Annotated in this window: 18 protein-coding genes; 7 read left to right on the forward strand and 11 right to left on the reverse strand. The window is 64.7% G+C overall.

What is annotated here, in order from left to right; translation table 11 throughout:
* Positions 1-11: 11 nt before the first annotated feature.
* Positions 12-911 carry an Hsp33 family molecular chaperone HslO gene (gene hslO, locus K8374_RS22860; protein ID WP_224457325.1) on the reverse strand — a complete coding sequence of 300 codons (900 nt, stop codon included), beginning with the start codon at positions 909-911 and terminating at the stop codon, positions 12-14.
* 108 nt (positions 912-1019) lie between these two features.
* Between hslO and K8374_RS22865 the strand changes: the two genes are divergently transcribed.
* Positions 1020-1820: a phosphatase PAP2 family protein gene (locus K8374_RS22865; protein ID WP_224457326.1), complete on the forward strand. Its 801-nt coding sequence runs from the start codon at positions 1020-1022 to the stop codon at positions 1818-1820.
* A gap of 96 nt (positions 1821-1916) precedes the next feature.
* Here the strand turns inward: K8374_RS22865 and K8374_RS22870 are convergent, their stop codons facing one another.
* Positions 1917-2318: an RNA-binding S4 domain-containing protein gene (locus K8374_RS22870; RefSeq protein ID WP_224457327.1), complete on the reverse strand. Its 402-nt coding sequence runs from the start codon at positions 2316-2318 to the stop codon at positions 1917-1919.
* Between the two features lie 175 nt (positions 2319-2493).
* Here K8374_RS22870 and K8374_RS22875 point away from each other — a divergent pair, with 175 nt between their 5' ends.
* Together K8374_RS22875 and rimK are read left to right on the forward strand one after the other, a co-directional pair.
* On the forward strand, positions 2494-2910 hold the full coding sequence (locus K8374_RS22875; protein WP_253249296.1) for an ATP-dependent zinc protease: 417 nt from the start codon (positions 2494-2496) through the stop codon (positions 2908-2910).
* On the forward strand, positions 2907-3812 hold the full coding sequence (gene rimK, locus K8374_RS22880; protein WP_084853683.1) for a 30S ribosomal protein S6--L-glutamate ligase: 906 nt from the start codon (positions 2907-2909) through the stop codon (positions 3810-3812). Before K8374_RS22875 ends, rimK begins: the two co-directional genes overlap by 4 nt.
* A gap of 75 nt (positions 3813-3887) precedes the next feature.
* Here the strand turns inward: rimK and K8374_RS22885 are convergent, their stop codons facing one another.
* Both K8374_RS22885 and ompR read right to left on the reverse strand, forming a co-directional pair.
* Complete coding sequence (locus K8374_RS22885; RefSeq protein WP_224457328.1) at positions 3888-5201, reverse strand: ATP-binding protein; 1314 nt, start codon at positions 5199-5201, stop codon at positions 3888-3890.
* 124 nt (positions 5202-5325) lie between these two features.
* Positions 5326-6066: a two-component system response regulator OmpR gene (ompR, locus tag K8374_RS22890; protein ID WP_084853679.1), complete on the reverse strand. Its 741-nt coding sequence runs from the start codon at positions 6064-6066 to the stop codon at positions 5326-5328.
* A 232-nt stretch (positions 6067-6298) separates the two neighbouring features.
* Between ompR and K8374_RS22895 the strand changes: the two genes are divergently transcribed.
* The 4 genes from K8374_RS22895 to K8374_RS22910 all read left to right on the forward strand — a co-directional run bounded on the left by K8374_RS22895 (position 6299) and on the right by K8374_RS22910 (position 11474).
* Entirely contained in the window at positions 6299-8620 is a 2322-nt protein-coding gene (locus K8374_RS22895; RefSeq protein WP_224457329.1) for a Tex family protein, read from the forward strand.
* A complete protein-coding gene (locus K8374_RS22900; protein WP_224457330.1) occupies positions 8620-9003 on the forward strand; it encodes a PaaI family thioesterase in 384 nt (127 codons plus the stop codon). The genes K8374_RS22895 and K8374_RS22900 overlap by 1 nt, the downstream gene beginning before the upstream one ends.
* A gap of 267 nt (positions 9004-9270) precedes the next feature.
* On the forward strand, positions 9271-10848 hold the full coding sequence (gene gshA, locus K8374_RS22905) for a glutamate--cysteine ligase (protein ID WP_224457331.1): 1578 nt from the start codon (positions 9271-9273) through the stop codon (positions 10846-10848).
* Complete coding sequence (locus K8374_RS22910; RefSeq protein ID WP_224457332.1) at positions 10848-11474, forward strand: TetR/AcrR family transcriptional regulator; 627 nt, start codon at positions 10848-10850, stop codon at positions 11472-11474. The genes gshA and K8374_RS22910 overlap by 1 nt, the downstream gene beginning before the upstream one ends.
* Positions 11475-11574: 100 nt before the next feature.
* Here the strand turns inward: K8374_RS22910 and K8374_RS22915 are convergent, their stop codons facing one another.
* The 7 genes from K8374_RS22915 to K8374_RS22945 form a co-directional block, all read right to left on the reverse strand.
* Positions 11575-11790, reverse strand: coding sequence for a molybdopterin-binding protein (locus K8374_RS22915; RefSeq protein WP_003255829.1), 216 nt, complete (start codon positions 11788-11790; stop codon positions 11575-11577).
* Positions 11791-11821: 31 nt separating this feature from the next.
* Complete coding sequence (gene ssuB, locus K8374_RS22920; protein WP_224457333.1) at positions 11822-12634, reverse strand: aliphatic sulfonates ABC transporter ATP-binding protein; 813 nt, start codon at positions 12632-12634, stop codon at positions 11822-11824.
* Positions 12631-13425: an aliphatic sulfonate ABC transporter permease SsuC gene (ssuC, locus tag K8374_RS22925; RefSeq protein ID WP_224457334.1), complete on the reverse strand. Its 795-nt coding sequence runs from the start codon at positions 13423-13425 to the stop codon at positions 12631-12633. Before ssuC ends, ssuB begins: the two co-directional genes overlap by 4 nt.
* A 10-nt stretch (positions 13426-13435) precedes the next feature.
* Positions 13436-14584: an FMNH2-dependent alkanesulfonate monooxygenase gene (ssuD, locus tag K8374_RS22930; RefSeq protein ID WP_224457335.1), complete on the reverse strand. Its 1149-nt coding sequence runs from the start codon at positions 14582-14584 to the stop codon at positions 13436-13438.
* A 60-nt stretch (positions 14585-14644) separates the two neighbouring features.
* A complete protein-coding gene (locus tag K8374_RS22935; protein ID WP_224457336.1) occupies positions 14645-15610 on the reverse strand; it encodes a sulfonate ABC transporter substrate-binding protein in 966 nt (321 codons plus the stop codon).
* 93 nt (positions 15611-15703) lie between these two features.
* Positions 15704-16297 carry an NADPH-dependent FMN reductase gene (gene ssuE / locus K8374_RS22940; RefSeq protein ID WP_224457337.1) on the reverse strand — a complete coding sequence of 198 codons (594 nt, stop codon included), beginning with the start codon at positions 16295-16297 and terminating at the stop codon, positions 15704-15706.
* A 338-nt stretch (positions 16298-16635) separates the two neighbouring features.
* Positions 16636-17274 carry a peroxiredoxin gene (locus tag K8374_RS22945; RefSeq protein ID WP_084853658.1) on the reverse strand — a complete coding sequence of 213 codons (639 nt, stop codon included), beginning with the start codon at positions 17272-17274 and terminating at the stop codon, positions 16636-16638.
* Positions 17275-17509: the final 235 nt, after the last annotated feature.

Here is a 17509-nt window from a genome sequence, read left to right on the forward strand (position 1 = left end):
AGTTAAACGTTTCAGTGCTGAGTATCTGACGGAAGCTCGGTGCCGCCACCGGCAAACAATTGCGCCACATCGGTCGTATCGAAGAAATAGCGTTCGTTGCAGAACTGGCAATCGATCTCGACCTTGCCGCCGCACTCCTCGACCAGCGCCTTGGCATCCTGCTCGCCGAGGCTGACCAGGGCGTTGCCGGAACGCTCGCGCGAGCAGCTGCAGCGGAAGCGCAGCGGCTGGATGTCGAACAGGCGCACGGCATCTTCGTGGTAAAGGCGGTGCAGCAGCGTTTCGTTGTCCAGCGGCCATTCTTCGGCCTTCAACGTGCTGGCCAGAGCCACTACATGCTGCCAGCTTTCTTCACGCTCTTCGTCGTCCGGCTGGCGGTCACGGGGCAGTTGCTGCAGCAGCAGGCCACGAGCCTTGCCGTCTTCGGCGTTGAGCCAGAAGCGGGTATTGAGCTGCTGCGACTGCACGAAGTAGTTGGTGAAGCACTCCGACAGGTTGGCGCCATCGAGCTCGACGGTGCCTTGGTAGCGCTGGCCCTTGACCGGGTCGATGGTCAGGGTCAGGTGACCGCCTGGCATCAACTGGGCCAGGGTCGCATCGGCGGGGATCTGGTCAGCTTCGTAGCGCGCCATGCCGCGGATATCACGCTCGCCCGAGCACTCCACCATCAGCAGTGGAATAGGCCCTGCCGAGCGCGCCTGGAGAATCAGCAGGCCGTCGAACTTGAGTGCACCGACCAGCAAGGCCGTGGCCGCCATCAGTTCGCCAAGCAGTGTGGCCACCGGTTGCGGGTAAGGGTGACGGGCCAGGACGTCGGCATAGCTCTGGTCGAGCGCCACCCACTCGCCGCGGATATCGCGGTCGTCGAAGATGAAACGCTGGGTGAAATCGGTATCTGGCAAGTCGCTCATAGGTTCTGGCTATCTGAAAATGATGACAAAATGATTACAAGGGTTTACGAAGCCCTGTTTGGAGAGCATTCACGAGATGCTCGAACCCGCTGGTAATAGAGGTATTTTATGGACAATCGACCACTGTTCCAAGCAAGGTGGTCCTGGGGACCTTTGCTGGCCTGCACCTTGGTGCCTGTAGCGTTACTGTGTTTCTGGTTATGGCCCATTGGCCAGATCTTGTGCCTGACTTTCGACGAATGGCTGTTCCATAGCCTCAATGCGCCCCTGGCCGACAACACGGCCTGGCGCTACATCTGGACCGTCGGCAGCCTGCGCCCCTTCGATATCGTCGTTGGCCTCATCCTGCTGGCCCTGTTGATCCGCGGCAATTGGGTGTTCAAAGCGGGTCAGGTACGCGAAGCCTTCCTGGGCTTTCTCGTCACGCTGATTCTCTTAGTGGTGATTCGCGCGCTGTTTTCCAAGTGGGTGGCGATCATGGGCTGGCAACATAACAGCCCGTCGATGGTCTTCGACAACGTCGTGCACCTGAGCGACTACTACCCGAACCTGGAAGCGAAATGGGAACTCAAGGACCGCTCCAGCCAGAGTTTTCCAGGTGACCACGCCTCGGTGCTGCTGATCTGGGCGCTGTTCATGAACCTGTTCAGCCGCGGGGTGGTGCAGCGCCTGGTGATCTGGGGCCTGGCGCTGCTGTTCATGCTGCCGCGTCTGGTGGCGGGCGCCCATTGGGGGCAGGACGACTACATCGGCGGGCTGCTGATGGCGTTGCTGGCCCTGGGCTGGAGCTGCCATACCCCGCTGGCGGCCAAGGCCAGCGCGGCGTTGCTGCGCTGGACGGCGCCGTTGTTCCGGGTGTTGGCGCGCTTGCCGCTGGTTGGGCGGATGAGCGTCATACGCAGTGCCTGATCGACCCGGGGCTGCTTTGCAGCCCAATCGCGGGACAAGCCCGCTCCTACAGGGGCACTGTTGCCCTCAGCGGGCTTGCGCCGCGATTGGGCCCTTTCAGTCGTAATTGCCCTGCAACTGGTGAATCTGCCGCCGCTGTTTCTTGGTCGGGCGCCCGTCGGTGGTGACGCCCATGGCCCCGGCCTTGCGCATCTCGGCGGCCTGCTCGCGCTTGCGCACGCTCTCCTGGGTTTCCTCGTACAGTGCCTGCGCCTGCGGCGCGCCACGGCGCACATCGGAAAGCGCCTTGACCACCACGGTGCGCTCGTCGAAACCTGTACGCAGCACGAATTCATCGCCCACCCGCGGCTCCTTGCCCGGCTTGCAGCGCTCGCCCCGGCAATGCACCTTGCCGCTTTCGATCGCTGCCTTGGCCAAGGCACGGGTCTTGTAGAACCGCGCCGCCCACAGCCATTTGTCCAGGCGCACCTTGTCGTCTTCTTCTGGCTTGTGTGCCATCCCGTTACCTCGAATTCTGTCTTTCACGGAACTGTACTACCGTAACTTGCGGATGCAAAAAGTCCGCGCCGTGCTTACAGTTCACCACCTCATCCGCAGGGTGTGTTTCGTGAAGACATTCGACCATCTGACTGTGATCGGCCTGCGCGAGTGGGTCGCCCTACCCGACCTGGGCTTGGCCGGCCTGCGCGCCAAGATCGATACCGGCGCCAGCACCTCCAGCCTTCACGCCACCGACGTGGAGCCGTTCGAGCGCGACGGCCAGCCCTGGGTGCGCTTCACCGCCCACCTGGGGTCGGTGGTGCAGTTGCGTCACCGCCGTTGCGAGGCGCCGCTGGTCACGATGAAAACCATCAAGAGCTCCAACGGCCAGGCCCAGGTCCGCTATGTGATCCGTACACCGCTGGCGTTGGGCGACCGGGTCTGGGAGGTGGAGTTCACCCTGGCCTGTCGCAAGAACATGCGCTACCGGTTGCTGCTGGGTTCCAAGGCGCTGATCCATGGCCAGCTGGTGGTCAACCCGGGCGTGAAATACGTCCAGGACAAACCGGCCTTCCCGGCCACTCTTTCCCCTGTTACAGGTGCTGCATGAAGATCGCTGTGCTATCGCGCAACCCGCGTCTGTATTCCACCCGCCGCCTAGTCGAAGCTGGTACCCAGCGCGGTCATGAAATGGTGGTGATCGATACCCTGCGTGCGTACATGAACATCGCCAGCCACAAGCCACAGATCCACTACCGTGGCAAACCGCTGGAAGGCTTCGATGCGGTGATCCCGCGCATCGGCGCATCGGTCACCTTCTATGGCTGCGCGGTGCTGCGCCAGTTCGAGATGATGGGGGTCTACCCGCTCAACGAGTCGGTGGCCATCGCCCGCTCGCGGGACAAGCTGCGCTCGCTGCAGTTGCTGTCGCGACGTGGCGTCGGCCTGCCGATCACAGGCTTCGCCCATTCGCCGGACGACATTCCCGACCTGATCCAGATGGTCAACGGCGCACCGCTGGTGATCAAGGTGCTCGAAGGCACCCAAGGCATCGGCGTGGTGCTGTGCGAAACCACCAAGGCCGCCGAGTCGGTGATCGAGGCCTTCATGGGCCTGAAGCAGAACATCATGGTCCAGGAATACATCAAGGAAGCGGGCGGTGCCGATATCCGCTGCTTCGTCGTCGGCGACAAGGTCATCGCCTCGATGAAGCGCCAGGCCAAGCCTGGCGAGTTCCGCTCCAACCTGCACCGTGGCGGTGTCGCCAGCCTGATCAAGATCACGCCGGAGGAGCGCATGACCGCCATTCGCGCAGCCAAGGTCATGGGCCTGAGCGTGGCCGGCGTGGATATCCTGCGCTCCAATCATGGGCCGCTGGTGATGGAGGTGAACTCATCGCCTGGGCTGGAAGGCATCGAAGTCACCACCGGCAAGGACGTGGCCGGGATGATCATCGGGCACCTGGAGAAGAACGGCGGGCCGAACCAGACCCGGACCAAGGGTAAAGGCTGAGGACCTGGGGCTGCTTTGCAGCCCTTTCGCGGCACAAGGCCGCTCAGGTTCGGCTCAATGCCTCGGGGCCTGGCATCACACGGCATTACGCGGCAACAACAACCCCAACGGCAACCTCACCCGCGCCTCGATCCCGCCACCCGACCGGTTGCGCAGTTCCACATTCCCGCCATGCTGCGCCGCGATTCGCTTGACGATCGCCAACCCCAGCCCGGTGCCCTTGCCACCGCGGGCACGGTCCCCACGGATGAACGGGTTGAAGATGGTCTCCAGCTCCGACTCGTCGATCCCTGCCCCACGGTCCAGCACGCTGAGCACCACATAGGGCGCGCTCTGGTCACCTGATACATAGGCCGCCACCTCGACGCCCTTGCCGGCATGGTGCAGGGCGTTACCGATCAGGTTGCCCAGCATGCGCTTGAGCGACACCCGGCGCAGCGGGAATGGCGGGATCGGCTCCAGGCACAGCCGCACCCGTTCCTCGGGCTGGTTGTAGGGTGCCACCACTTCGCGCACCAGGTCGCCCAGGTCGGCCTCCTCCACCGGCTCGTCACGGCCATCGCGGATGAACGCCAGGAACTGGTCTAGAATCGCGTCCATGTCCTCGATATCACGGACCATGTCATCGGTCAGCTCGCTGTCGTTGGCCAACAGCGACAGCGACAGGCGCAACCGGGTCAGCGGTGTACGCAGGTCATGGGAGACACCCGCCAGCATCAGTTCACGCTCGCGCCCGGCCTGCTCGACATCCTCGGCCATCTGGTTGAATGCCCGGTACACCTCGGTCATTTCGCTTGGTGTATCGCTGATCGGCAGACGCACGCTACGCCCCTGGCCCAGTTGCCGGGCGGCGAACACCAGGCGCTTGAGAGGCTGGTTGAGCTGGCGCACGAAGATCCATGCCGAGGCGGTGGACAACAGGCCGATGGCCAGGAACCAACCCAGCACGTTCCAGATCTTCTGCCCGCGCAGCGGGTGCGGGTACAGCGGAACCTTCAGCCAGCCCGGGCCCAGGCTGGGCGCGTTGACCCACAAGGCAGGTGGCGCATGGATGCGCAGGCGTACTTCGGTATCCTCGCCCAGCTCGGCCTGCATCTGGCGCTGGTAGATCTCGCTGTAGGGCCAATGCTGCTCGCCCTCGGGCACGCCAGCGCCGGTCACCCGGATCAGGCCGGCGGCGTCGGCGATCTTCTCACGGTTTTCCTCGTCGGCCGCCCAGTAGGCGCGCAGCGTCAGCGCCACGCCATGGCTGTACTGGCGATCGACCAGCACATCCTCGTTCATCAACAGGTACACCAGGGTCAGTGCCTTGGAAAACAGGACGACGATCAACACCAGCCACAGGGTGCGGGCGAAGAAGCTTTGTGGGAACCAAAGGGGCGTTTTCATCTGGACAACTACTGCGCTGCGGTCACGGGCGAAGTCTCGCCGGGCTGCAAGCCTGCCTCAGACGCAAACAGGGCGACCCATTCGGGTCGCCCTGCCGCGTGCTGGCAAGCCTGCAGGCTGAAGGTCATTTGCTGGTGTTTCCGTCCGGCACGAAGACGTAGCCTACGCCCCACACGGTCTGGATGTAGCGCGGTTTGGAGGGGTCTGGCTCGATCATGCGGCGCAGGCGTGAGATCTGCACGTCGATGGAACGCTCCAGGGCATCCCACTCGCGGCCTCGGGCCAGGTTCATCAGCTTGTCGCGGGTCAGCGGCTCGCGGGCATGCATCACCAGAGCCTTGAGCACGGCGAATTCGCCGGTGGTCAGCATGTGGACTTCTTCGCCGCGCTTGAGCTCGCGGGTGGCCAGCGACAGCTCGTAGTCGCCGAACGTGACGGTCTCCTCCTCGCTGCCGGGCGCCCCCGGTACGGAGGGTGCCTGACGACGCAGCACGGCCTTGACCCGCGCGACCAGTTCATCAGGGTTGAACGGTTTGCCGAGGTAGTCGTCGGCGCCCAGCTCCAGGCCCTTGATGCGGCTGAGTTCGTCGCCCTTGGCAGTGAGCATGATGATCGGGATCTGGTTGTTCGCCGCACGCAGGCGCTTGCAGGCTGCCAGGCCATCCTCGCCGGGCAGCATGAGGTCGAGCACCACCAGGTTGAAGACTTCGCGCGACAGCAGGCGGTCCATCTGCTCGGTATTGGGCACCGTGCGGGCGCGGTAGCCCTTGCTGGTGAAAAAACGCTCCAGCAGGCTGCTCAGCCCCGGATCGTCATCGACGATGAGAATCTTGTCGCCTTCAGCGGTATTTGCGGTGCTGGTCATGAATAACTCCTTTGGTATCGCCGCGCATTATGGCGTAGCCACTGCCATGCGTGCCGTGTGCATTGTTAGCAGATTTTTCCCCTGGCGCCACTTCACACCCGCCCCGCACTGGCCCAGCGCCATCACCGCAAGCCCGGCACGATGGGTATAATGCGCCGCTTTCATCCAGCGCCGCCGGGCCTGCACGCCCTCCTCGCGGCCTCCAGCATTCTCAATTTGTCAGGTGGTTTTCATGGATAGCATCAACAGCCGTATCGCCGAGGAACTGGGCGTTCGCCCGCAGCAGGTCGAGGCGGCCGTGGCCCTGTTGGACGAAGGCTCGACGGTGCCTTTCATCGCCCGTTACCGCAAGGAGGTGACCGGCAGCCTGGACGACACCCAGCTGCGTCACCTGGAGGAACGCCTGCGCTACCTGCGCGAGCTCGACGAGCGGCGTGCCAGCATCCTGGCCAGCATCGAGGAGCAGGGCAAGCTGACCCCGGAGCTGGCCCGCGAAATCAAGCTGGCCGACACCAAGACCCGCCTGGAAGACCTCTACCTCCCCTACAAGCAGAAGCGTCGCACCAAGGGCCAGATCGCCCTGGAGGCCGGCCTGGGCGAGCTGGCCGACGGCCTGCTCGGCGACCCGCAGCTGACCCCGGAGACCGAAGCGGCGCGTTTCGTCGATGCCGAAAAAGGCGTGGCCGACATCAAGGCCGCCCTCGAAGGCGCCAAGTACATCCTCATGGAGCGCTTCGCCGAGGACGCCGCCCTGCTCGACAAGCTGCGTGGCTTCCTCAAGCAGGAGTCGGTACTCAGCGCCCGCGTGGTGGCGGGCAAGGAAGAGGAAGGCGCCAAGTTCCGCGACTACTTCGCCCATGACGAATTGCTGCGCAACGTCCCCTCGCACCGCGCCCTGGCGATCTTCCGCGGCCGCAACGAAGGTGTGCTCAGCGCTTCTTTGAAGGTGGGCGAAGAGCTGCCAGGCACCCTGCACCCGTGCGAGCTGATGATCGCCAGCCATTTCGGCCTGGACAACCGCAACCGCCCGGCCGACAAATGGCTGGCCGAAGTGGTGCGCTGGACCTGGAAGGTCAAGCTGTACACCCACCTGGAAACCGACTTGTTCGGCGAACTGCGCGACAACGCCGAAGGCGAGGCGATCAACGTCTTCGCCCACAACCTGCACGACCTGCTGCTGGCCGCCCCGGCCGGCCCCCGCGCCACCCTGGGCTTCGACCCTGGCCTGCGCACCGGCTGCAAGGTCGCCGTGGTCGACGCCACCGGCAAGCTGCTGGATCACACCACGGTCTACCCACACGCTCCGAAGAACGACTGGGACCGCACCATTTCCATCCTCGCGGCCCTGTGCGCCAAGCACTCGGTCGAGCTGATCGCCATCGGCAACGGTACCGCCAGCCGTGAGAGCGACAAGCTGGTGACCGAGCTGGTCAAGAAATACCCGGCCCTGAAGATCACCAAGATCATGGTCTCCGAGGCCGGCGCATCGGTGTACTCGGCCTCGGAACTGGCCGCCCGTGAGTTCCCGGACCTGGACGTGTCGATCCGTGGCGCCGTGTCCATCGCCCGCCGCCTGCAGGACCCGCTGGCCGAGTTGGTGAAGATCGACCCCAAATCCATCGGTGTCGGCCAGTACCAGCACGACGTCTCCCAGGTGAAGCTGGCCCGAGGCCTGGACGCCGTGGTCGAGGACTGCGTGAACGCCGTGGGCGTGGACGTCAACACCGCCTCGGTGGCGCTGCTGACACGCATTTCTGGCCTCAATGCGACCCTGGCCCAGAACATCGTCGCCCACCGCGACGCCAACGGCCCGTTCACCACCCGCGCGGCGCTCAAGAAGGTCAGCCGCCTGGGCGAGAAGACCTTCGAACAAGCCGCCGGCTTCCTGCGCGTGATGAACGGCGACAACCCGCTGGATGCCTCGGCGGTGCACCCGGAGGCCTACCCGCTGGTGCAGCGCATCGCCGTCGACACCGGCCGCGACATCCGTTCGCTGATCGGCGACAGCGCCTTCCTCAAGCGCCTGGACCCGAAGCAGTTCACCGACGAAACCTTCGGCCTGCCGACCGTCACCGACATCCTCCAGGAGCTGGACAAGCCCGGTCGCGACCCACGCCCCGAGTTCAAGACCGCTACCTTCCAGGACGGCGTCGAGGACCTCAAGGACCTGGAACCGGGCATGATCCTCGAAGGCGTGGTGACCAACGTCACCAACTTCGGCGCCTTCGTCGACATCGGCGTGCACCAGGATGGCCTGGTGCATATCTCGGCGCTCTCGGAGAAGTTCGTCAAGGACCCGCGCGAAGCGGTCAAGGCGGGCGATGTGGTCAAGGTCAAGGTCATGGAAGTGGACATCCCGCGCAAGCGCGTCGGCCTGTCCATGCGCATGAGCGACACCCCCGGTGAAAAAGTCGATGGCAACCGTGGTGGCAACCGCGGCAATGGCGGCAACCGCCAGCAGCAGGCGCCGCGCCAGCGGGAAACCGCCGCGGCACCGGCCAACAACGCCATGGCAGCCCTGTTCGCCAATGCCAAGCAGTTGAAGAAGAAGTGATGGACGTTCCGGCCGAATACGTCGAAAGCGCCTTCAGCCAGCTCCTGGGCTGCCGCCTGCAACGCCTGGAAACAGGCGTGGCCGAGGTGGCCCTGAGGCTCGAGCCACACCTGCGCAACCGCGGCCAGAAGCTGCATGGCGGGGCGATCTTCAGCCTGGTGGACATCGCCATGGGGCTGGCCTGCTCGGCCAGTCATGGCTTCGACCAGCAGAGCGTGACGATCGAATGCAAGATCAACTACCTGCGTGCCGTGAGCGACGGCGAAGTCGTGTGCACGGCACGTGTGCTGCACGCCGGGCGCCGCACCCTCGTGGTCGACGCCGACGTACTTCAGGGCGACAAGCTCGTGGCCAAGGCGCAAGGAACCTTCGCCGTTCTCTAGCTCACCAAGGCTTATCTGCGGTATTTTCGGCAGCAATGAAAGCCTGGGGCCGTTGCGCGCTCCATCGCGGGACAAGCCGCTCCCACAGGATCACGCCGAACCCTGTGGGAGCGGGCTTGTCCCGCGATGGGGCACGCGGCGACAGCCAGACAAACAAGCGCTGGAACCGCGTAAACCAGGCGACAACGCCAGTTCCTTTGTCCCTACCCTTGTAGACCGTCATCTCTACCCCCATATTGGGGCGACTGACGCGTGAAGGAATCCATCTTGAGCGAACTCCTCAACCGCCGCCTGAGCCTGCTCGGCGCCAATCTCCCCCTGCTCAAGCAGTGCCTGCACGGCATTGAGCGCGAATGCCTGCGCGTGACCGACGAAGGTCGCCTGGCCCAGACCCCGCACCCCGAAGCCCTGGGTTCGGCGCTGACCAACGAGCAGATCACCACGGATTATTCCGAGTCGCTGCTGGAGTTCATCACCCCAGCCCTGGCGGACCCGGCCAAGGTGCTCGAAAGCCTCGACCAGATTCACCGCTTCGTCTACACCAAGCTTGGCGGCGAATACCTGTGGAGCCCCTCGATGCCCTGTGCGCTGCCGGCCGAGGAGGACATCCCGATCGCCGAGTACGGCACCTCCAACATCGGCAAGCTCAAGCACGTCTACCGCAAGGGCCTGGCCCTGCGCTACGGCCGTACCATGCAATGCATCGCCGGTATCCACTACAACTTCTCCCTGCCCGAAGCGCTGTGGCCATTGCTGCGCGAAGCCGAAGGCAGCGAGCAGAACGACCGCGACTTCCAGTCGGCGGCGTATATCGCCCTGATCCGCAATTTCCGCCGCTACAGCTGGCTGCTGATGTACCTGTTCGGCGCATCGCCGGCACTGGACAAAGGCTTCCTGCGCGGCCACCCGCACCAGCTCGAGGAGCTGGACGCCGAGACCCTGTACCTGCCCTACGCCACCAGCCTGCGCATGAGCGACCTGGGCTACCAGAGCAACGCCCAGGCGGGCCTGACGCCGTGCTACAACGACCTGGCCAGCTACACCGACAGCCTGCGCAAGGCGGTAGGCACGCCCTACCCGCCCTATGTGGAAATCGGCACCCACAAGGATGGCGAGTGGGTGCAACTGAACACCAACATCCTGCAGATCGAGAACGAGTACTACTCGAACATCCGGCCCAAGCGCGTCACCTACACCGGCGAACGTCCGATCCAGGCCCTGATGTCCCGGGGCGTGCAGTACGTCGAAGTGCGCTGCCTGGACATCAACCCATTCCTGCCGGTAGGCATCGACCTGCCCCAGGCGCGTTTCCTCGACGCCTTCCTGCTGTTCTGCGCACTCGATGACAGCCCGCAGTTGGGCAATGGCGAATGCGGCCAGTGCACCAGCAACTTCCTCACCGTGGTCAAGGAAGGCCGTCGCCCCGGCCTGGAACTGCGCCGCGATGGTCAACCGATCGGCCTGCGCGACTGGGCCAGCGAGCTGATCACCCGCATCGCGCCACTGGCCGAGCTGCTCGACCGCGCCCAGGGTGGCGACGAGCACGCCAAGGCGCTGGCCGCACAGCAGGCGAAGGTCGACGACGCCTCGCTGACTCCGTCGGCACAGGTACTGGCGCGCATGACCGAGCACGACGAGACCTTCGTCCAGTTCGCGCTACGCCAGAGCCGCCTGCACGCCGAGACCTTCCGTGAGCAGCCGCTGGATGTCGAACGCCAACAGGCCTTCGAGACCCTGGCGCGCGAATCGCTGGCCGAGCAATCGCGTCTGGAACAGCAAGAAGTCGGCGACTTCGACCTGTTCGTCGGCGCCTACCAGGCCAGCATCCTGGCGATCAGCAACTGATGAGCCGCACCGTCAGCCCGCGCAAGCCCCGCGCCAGCAGCCAGGCCAGGATCGCCTCGATCCTGGCGGCGGCGCGCGAGCTGCTGGCCGACCAGGGTGTGGCAGGCCTGTCGATCTACAGCGTGGCCGAGCGGGCGCAGATTCCCCCCTCGTCGGTGTATCACTTCTTCGCCAGCGTCCCGGCGCTGCTCGAGGCGCTGACCGCCGACGTCCACCTGGCGTTTCGCGAAACGCTCTGCGCACCGATCGACAGCGCGGCCTTGACCACCTGGCACGACCTGTCGCGGCTGGTCGAGCAACGTATGCTGGAGATCTACAACGAGGATGCCGCGGCGCGCCAGCTGATCCTGGCCCAGCATGGGCTGAGCGAAGTGGTCCAGGCCGACCGTCAACACGACATGGAGCTGGGCGAGCTGATGCACAAGCTGTTCGACCAGCATTTCCAATTGCCGGTGATGCCGGTCGATGTGGATGTGTTCGCCTTGGCCATGGAGCTGAGCGACCGGGTCTATGCCCGGTCGGTGCAGTTGCATGAGCAGATCACCCCGCGCATGGCCGAGGAGGGCAAACGGGTATTCGAGGCATATCTGGGGCTGTACCTACCGCCGTTCCTACCCAAACGCTGATCGATGCAACATGCCAGCAGTTCGGCGGTTTGGAGGCTTGCGCCCGACGCAGGCCTGAAGCGGTGACGCCCGGGCCGGCAATCGGCCCGGGCGTCACGCCTCACAACTTGGCAATCGACACCTCGGTGGATTTGACGAAGGCGATCACTTCGCTGCCCACCTGCAGTTCCAGCTCACGCACCGAACGGGTGGTGATCACCGAAGTGACGATGCCGGAGGCGGTTTGCACGTCGATTTCCGACAATACCGGCCCTTCGAGGATTTCCTTCACGGTGCCTTTGAACTGGTTGCGGACGTTGATAGCTTTGATGGTCATGGCTTGATTCCTTCTCGATGGCTATTGGGGTTCAATGCGCCCAACGCAGCTGCGTGGGCAAAGGGGCTACAGGTTCCGGCTCGGGCGGTGTGCCCGGGGCGGCAAGAACACGGTCGAGCACTTGGCTTTCAAGCGCCGCCAGGCGATGCGAACCACGGGCCCTTGGCCGGGGCAGGTCGACGGTCAGGTCCAGGCCCACGGCGCCGTCCTCGATCAGGATCACCCGGTCGGCCACGGCAACGGCCTCGTTGACGTCATGGGTGACCAGCAGCACGGTGAAGCCATGCTGGTGCCACAGGCGTTCGATCAATTGCTGCATCTCGATCCGGGTCAGGGCGTCGAGCGCGCCCAGCGGCTCGTCCAGCAACAACAGGCGCGGCTTGTGAATCAGCGCCCGGGCCAAGGCCACGCGCTGCTTCTGGCCGCCCGACAACGCAGCCGGCCAATCATTGGCCCGCTCTGCCAGGCCGACGGCCTCCAGGGCCTGCAGGGCATCGGTGCGCCAGTTGCCGGAAAGGCCCAGGCCGACGTTGTCGATCACCTTCTTCCAGGGCAGCAGACGCGCGTCCTGGAACATCAAGCGGGTTTCCTCACGGGCCTGGGCCAATGGCGCGGCGCCAGCGAGCAACTGACCGCCGCTGGGCTGGTCGAGGCCAGCGAGCAGGCGCAACAAGGTGCTCTTGCCGCAGCCGCTACGGCCGACGACGGCGACGAACTGGCCGGCCGGGATGTGCAGGTCGATGCCCCGCAGCACCTCGCGCTGGCCGAACGCCTTGCGCACGCCCTGTACCGCCAAGGGGATGCCGCGCAGCAGGCGCGGCGGCTGTTCCTTGAGCACGCTCATGCGCCCTCCTTCTTCGCTGCTTGATAGGCCGGGTGCCAACGCAGCCAGACACGCTCCAGGCCTCGGGCGGCCAGGTCGGCGAGCTTGCCGAGCACGGCGTACAGGACGATGGCCAGCACCACCACGTCGGTCTGCAGGAACTCCCGAGCGTTCATCGCCAGGTAGCCGATACCGGAATTGGCCGAGATGGTCTCGGCGACGATCAGCGTCAGCCACATGAAGCCCAGGGCGAAGCGCACGCCCACCAGGATCGAGGGCAACGCCCCCGGCAGGATCACCTGGCGGAACAGGCCCAGGCCCGACAGGCCATAGCTGCGCGCCATCTCCACCAGGGCCGGGTCGACGTTGCGGATGCCGTGGTAGGTGTTGAGGTAGATTGGGAACAAGGTCCCCAGCGCCACCAGGAAAATCTTCGCCGACTCATCGATGCCGAACCACAGGATCACCAGCGGGATCAGCGCCAGGTGCGGCACGTTGCGGATCATCTGTACCGAGCTGTCGAGCAGGCGTTCACCCCAGTTCGACAGGCCCGTGATGAAGCCCAGCACCAGGCCGATGCTGCCACCGATCAAAAAGCCCAAGGCAGCGCGCCAGCCGCTGATGGCCAGGTGCGTCCAGATCTCGCCGCTGCGCACCAGCTCGACGCCCGCGCTGACCACCGCGCTCGGCGCCGGCAGAATGCGGGTCGACAGCCAGCCGCTGGCGACCGCCAGTTGCCATACCACCAACAGCAGCAATGGCAAGGCCCAGGGCGCCAGGCGCTTCGACCAGGCAGAGGTTGCATGACTCATGACCAGGCCCTCAGCTCTGCGCCACGGACTTGGGCAGGATGTCGTTGGCCACCATTTCACCGAATGGGCTCACGTAGCCGCCGCTCTTCGGTTGCTCGGGGCGTTGCACATTCAGGTGCGGGAACAGCAGCTCAGCAACCCGGTACGACTCTTCCAGGTGCGGGTAGCCCGAGAATATGAAGGTGTCGATGCCCAGGTCGGCATATTCCTTGACCCGCGCTGCCACGGTCGGGCCATCGCCCACCAGCGCAGTACCGGCGCCGCCGCGTACCAGGCCGACACCGGCCCACAGGTTGGGACTGACTTCGAGCTTGTCGCGCTTGCCGCCGTGCAAGGCGGCCATGCGCTGCTGGCCCACCGAATCGAAGCGCGCCAGGGACGCCTGGGCACGGGCGATGGTGTCGTCGTCCAAGTGCGAGATGAGCGTGTCGGCCGCTGCCCAGGCCTCTGCGTTGGTTTCACGCACGATCACGTGCAGGCGAATGCCGAAGCGCACTGTGCGCCCCTGGGCGGCAGCTTTCTTGCGCACCTGGGCGATCTTCTCGGCCACCGCGGCGGGCGGCTCGCCCCAGGTCAGGTACAGCTCGACCTGTTCGGCGGCCAGGTCCTGGGCGGCATCGGACGAGCCTCCGAAATACAGCGGCGGACGCGGCTGCTGGATCGGTGGATAGAGCAGCTTCGCGCCCTTGACCTGAATGTGCTTGCCGTCATAGTCGACCACCTCGCCTTCGAGCACCTTGCGCCAAATGCGGGTGAATTCGACGCTGGCCTCGTAGCGCGCCTGGTGGTCCAGGTGCAAGCCGTCGCCGGCCAGCTCGTCCGGGTCACCGCCGGTCACCAGGTTGAACAGGGCCCGGCCGTTGGACAGGCGATCGAGGGTGGCGGCCTGGCGCGCCGCCACGGTGGGCGAAATGATGCCAGGGCGCAGGGCCACCAGGAACTTCAGGCGCTGGGTGACCGGGATCAGCGACGCCGCCACCAGCCAGGAGTCCTCGCAGGAGCGGCCGGTAGGGATCAGCACGCCGCCAAAGCCAAGGCGGTCGGCAGCCTGGGCGATCTGTTGCAGGTAGCCGTGATCGACCGCCCGGGCGCCGTCGGTGGTGCCCAGGTACTTGCCGTCACCATGGGTCGGGAGGAACCAGAAGATGTTCAGGCTCATTGGAGTTGTCTCCTCAAGGTTGGCTCGGGCCGGGGCCACGCCCCGGCGCAGGCGAATCGGTCAAGGCGCGCTGGCGACCTTGGCAGGGGGTGTCCAGATCACGTCCTTGATGGTCAAGGGCTTGGGGATCAGCTTCAGGGCCCGGAAGGTGTCGGCGATCTTCTGCTGCGCGGCGACCACCTCGGGCGTCAGCGGCGTGGCCCCGAAGCCCTGGCGCTTGACCGAGGTGAGGGTGATGTCGGCCGGCAGGCCGAGCAACGGCGCCACCTGGTCGGTGACCTCCTGCGGGTTGGCCTGGGACCATTCACCGATAGCACGCACTTCATCGACCAGAGTGTTGATCACTGCCGGGTGGGCCGTGGCATACGTACGGGTGGCCAGGTAGAACTGGTGATTGTCCACCAGGCCCTTGCCGTCACGCAGGGTACGGGCTTGCAGCTGCTGCTCGGCGGCAGCCTGGTACGGGTCCCAGATCACCCAGGCGTCGACGCTGCCCCGCTCGAAGGCAGCGCGGGCATCGGCAGGCGGCAGGTATACCGGCTGGATGTCGCTGTACTTCAGGCCTGCGTCCTCCAGGGCGCGGACCAGCAGGTAGTGCACGTTGGAACCTTTGTTGAAGGCGACCTTCTTGCCCTTGAGGTCCTTCACCGACTGAATGGGCGAGCCCTTGGGCACCAGGATCGCCTCGCTGTGCGGGGCTGGCGGCTCATAGGCCACGTAGAGCAGGTCGGCGCCGGCCGCCTGGGCGAACACGGGTGGCGTCTCGCCGGTGACCCCGAAGTCGATCGAGCCGACGTTCAGCCCTTCGAGCAGCTGCGGGCCGCCAGGGAACTCGGTCCACTGGACCTGGATGCCCTGCTCGGCCAGGCGCTTTTCCAGGGTGCCCTTGGCCTTGAGCAGCACCAGGGTGCCGTATTTCTGGTAACCGATACGCAGGCTTTCGGCCTGGGCCTGGGTGATGGCGCCGAAGGACACAGCCGCCGCGAACAGGGCGACCAGACCACGACGCAAGAAGACTGTGCGCATGGCGCTCTCCTGTGCGAGTTGGGTTCGGGTTGCACCTGCTTGCCTCGTTGGCGGGCGAGTAAGGTGGTAAAGCGGTGAAGCGATGGTGCCGGCTCAGATGCTCCAGCGAGCCGTGAGCAGGCGTTCGTTGAGCACGCCTGGGGCCACGGGCCTGGGCCGCCTGGCCAGGGCGCCGTGGAACTGCTCCAGCGCATCCAGCAGGCGCGTTTGCAGCGCCTCGTCCAGGTGCGCGGGTTTGCCGGGTTCGCCGTAGGCGATCTGCTTGTCGTCGGCGAAGATCCCTTGCAGGGTCTCTTGGGCCTTGAGCGCCGACAACACCGGCTTGAGTGCGTAGTCCACCGCCAGCATGTGGGCGATGCTGCCGCCGGTGGCGATGGGTAGCACGACCTTGTGTTCGAGCGCACGCTCGGGCAGCAGGTCGAGCAGGGTCTTCAGGGCGCCGGAGAACGACGCCTTGTACACCGGCGTGGCGACCACCAGGCCATCGGCCTGGGCCACCAGTTGCTGGAAGTGCTGCACCTGGGGGCTGTCGAAGCGCGCATGGAGCAAATCCTCGGCGGGGAATTCACGTACCTGGAAGGTCACCACCTCCACGCCACGGCCCTGCAGCCACTGGCGCGAACGCTCGAGCAGCACGCCGGAGCGTGAACGAAGACTGGGGCTACCACCGACAGAAACAACCAGCATTGAACGCTTCCTTCGATTCGATTGCGGGACCGCGAGGGGTTGGCCCCGCTGGAATGGAATCGACATTAACAGCCTGCCACATATATCTAGAAATCATATTTTTTCATTTGTTTATTTCATATTGAAATATAGATGCAGGGGCTGCTGGGCAGCCCAATCGCGGGACAAGCCCGCTCCTACAGGTGCAGCGCCACGCTCAAGCACAGCGCTGAGCCTGTAGGAGCGGGCTTGTCCCGCGATTAGGCCGGTACAGCCACCGCAAACCACACAGGCATAAAAAAGGGCCGTCGAAACGGCCCAAAATCCCTGCTATGGCAAGAGCATTGCAACGAAGGATCCTAACGATTCGGCTGCGGGGTCAGGCGCAGATAGGGTTTGACCGCCCGGTACCCTTTGGGGAAGCGCTGCTTGATTTCGTCCTCGTCCTTGAGCGACGGCACGATCACTACCTCATCGCCATCCTGCCAGTTCGCTGGCGTGGCCACCTTGTGGTTGTCGGTCAATTGCAGCGAGTCGATCACCCGCAGGATTTCGTTGAAGTTGCGCCCGGTGCTCGCCGGGTAGGTGATGGTCAGGCGCACCTTCTTGTTCGGGTCAATGACGAACAGCGAGCGCACCGTCAGGGTGTCGCTGGCGTTGGGGTGGATCAGGTCGTACAGGTCCGAGACCTTGCGGTCGGCGTCGGCGAGGATCGGGAAGTTGACCACGGTGTTCTGGGTCTCGTTGATGTCGTCGATCCAGCGGGTATGCGAGTCGACCGGGTCCACCGACAGGGCGATGGCCTTGACGCCACGCTTGGCGAATTCGTCCTTGAGCTTGGCGGTCAGGCCCAGCTCGGTGGTGCACACCGGGGTAAAGTCGGCCGGGTGGGAGAACAGCACGCCCCAGCTGTTGCCCAGCCACTCGTGGAAACGGATCTTGCCGGCGCTGGAATCCTGTTCGAAATCGGGGGCGATGTCGCCGAGTTTCAGGCTCATGGGTGGACTTCCTGTGCTGTGGGATCTATGGGTTCAATGTGCCTGCATTCGCATAAGAATAAAAAGAATAAACAATGATTTATTTATAACCCATAGCCATATCAAATGGCGGGCGAAAAAAACCTCGCGCTAGGCGCAATGCCCGATTGGGGCTGCTCTGCAGCCCATCGCGGGGCAAGCCCGCTCCTACAGGGGATGGCGTACACCGGCCTTGTAGGAGCGGGCTTGTCCCGCG

The sequence above is a fragment of the Pseudomonas sp. p1(2021b) genome (assembly GCF_020151015.1).
Lineage (GTDB): Bacteria > Pseudomonadota > Gammaproteobacteria > Pseudomonadales > Pseudomonadaceae > Aquipseudomonas > Aquipseudomonas putida_K.

What these genes read in the sequence shown, in the direction of transcription:
- ssuE (WP_224457337.1), bottom strand. Translation starts at nt 16,297, where the DNA reads ATGCTGGTTGTTTCTGTCGGTGGTAGCCCCAGTCTTCGTTCACGCTCC.
- K8374_RS22870 (WP_224457327.1), bottom strand. Translation starts at nt 2,318, where the DNA reads ATGGCACACAAGCCAGAAGAAGACGACAAGGTGCGCCTGGACAAATGG.
- K8374_RS22945 (WP_084853658.1), bottom strand. Translation starts at nt 17,274, where the DNA reads ATGAGCCTGAAACTCGGCGACATCGCCCCCGATTTCGAACAGGATTCC.
- K8374_RS22915 (WP_003255829.1), bottom strand. Translation starts at nt 11,790, where the DNA reads ATGACCATCAAAGCTATCAACGTCCGCAACCAGTTCAAAGGCACCGTG.
- ssuB (WP_224457333.1), bottom strand. Translation starts at nt 12,634, where the DNA reads ATGAGCGTGCTCAAGGAACAGCCGCCGCGCCTGCTGCGCGGCATCCCC.
- K8374_RS22935 (WP_224457336.1), bottom strand. Translation starts at nt 15,610, where the DNA reads ATGCGCACAGTCTTCTTGCGTCGTGGTCTGGTCGCCCTGTTCGCGGCG.
- K8374_RS22910 (WP_224457332.1), top strand. Translation starts at nt 10,848, where the DNA reads ATGAGCCGCACCGTCAGCCCGCGCAAGCCCCGCGCCAGCAGCCAGGCC.
- ompR (WP_084853679.1), bottom strand. Translation starts at nt 6,066, where the DNA reads ATGACCAGCACCGCAAATACCGCTGAAGGCGACAAGATTCTCATCGTC.
- K8374_RS22900 (WP_224457330.1), top strand. Translation starts at nt 8,620, where the DNA reads ATGGACGTTCCGGCCGAATACGTCGAAAGCGCCTTCAGCCAGCTCCTG.
- hslO (WP_224457325.1), bottom strand. Translation starts at nt 911, where the DNA reads ATGAGCGACTTGCCAGATACCGATTTCACCCAGCGTTTCATCTTCGAC.
- ssuD (WP_224457335.1), bottom strand. Translation starts at nt 14,584, where the DNA reads ATGAGCCTGAACATCTTCTGGTTCCTCCCGACCCATGGTGACGGCAAG.
- ssuC (WP_224457334.1), bottom strand. Translation starts at nt 13,425, where the DNA reads ATGAGTCATGCAACCTCTGCCTGGTCGAAGCGCCTGGCGCCCTGGGCC.
- rimK (WP_084853683.1), top strand. Translation starts at nt 2,907, where the DNA reads ATGAAGATCGCTGTGCTATCGCGCAACCCGCGTCTGTATTCCACCCGC.
- K8374_RS22895 (WP_224457329.1), top strand. Translation starts at nt 6,299, where the DNA reads ATGGATAGCATCAACAGCCGTATCGCCGAGGAACTGGGCGTTCGCCCG.
- K8374_RS22865 (WP_224457326.1), top strand. Translation starts at nt 1,020, where the DNA reads ATGGACAATCGACCACTGTTCCAAGCAAGGTGGTCCTGGGGACCTTTG.
- K8374_RS22885 (WP_224457328.1), bottom strand. Translation starts at nt 5,201, where the DNA reads ATGAAAACGCCCCTTTGGTTCCCACAAAGCTTCTTCGCCCGCACCCTG.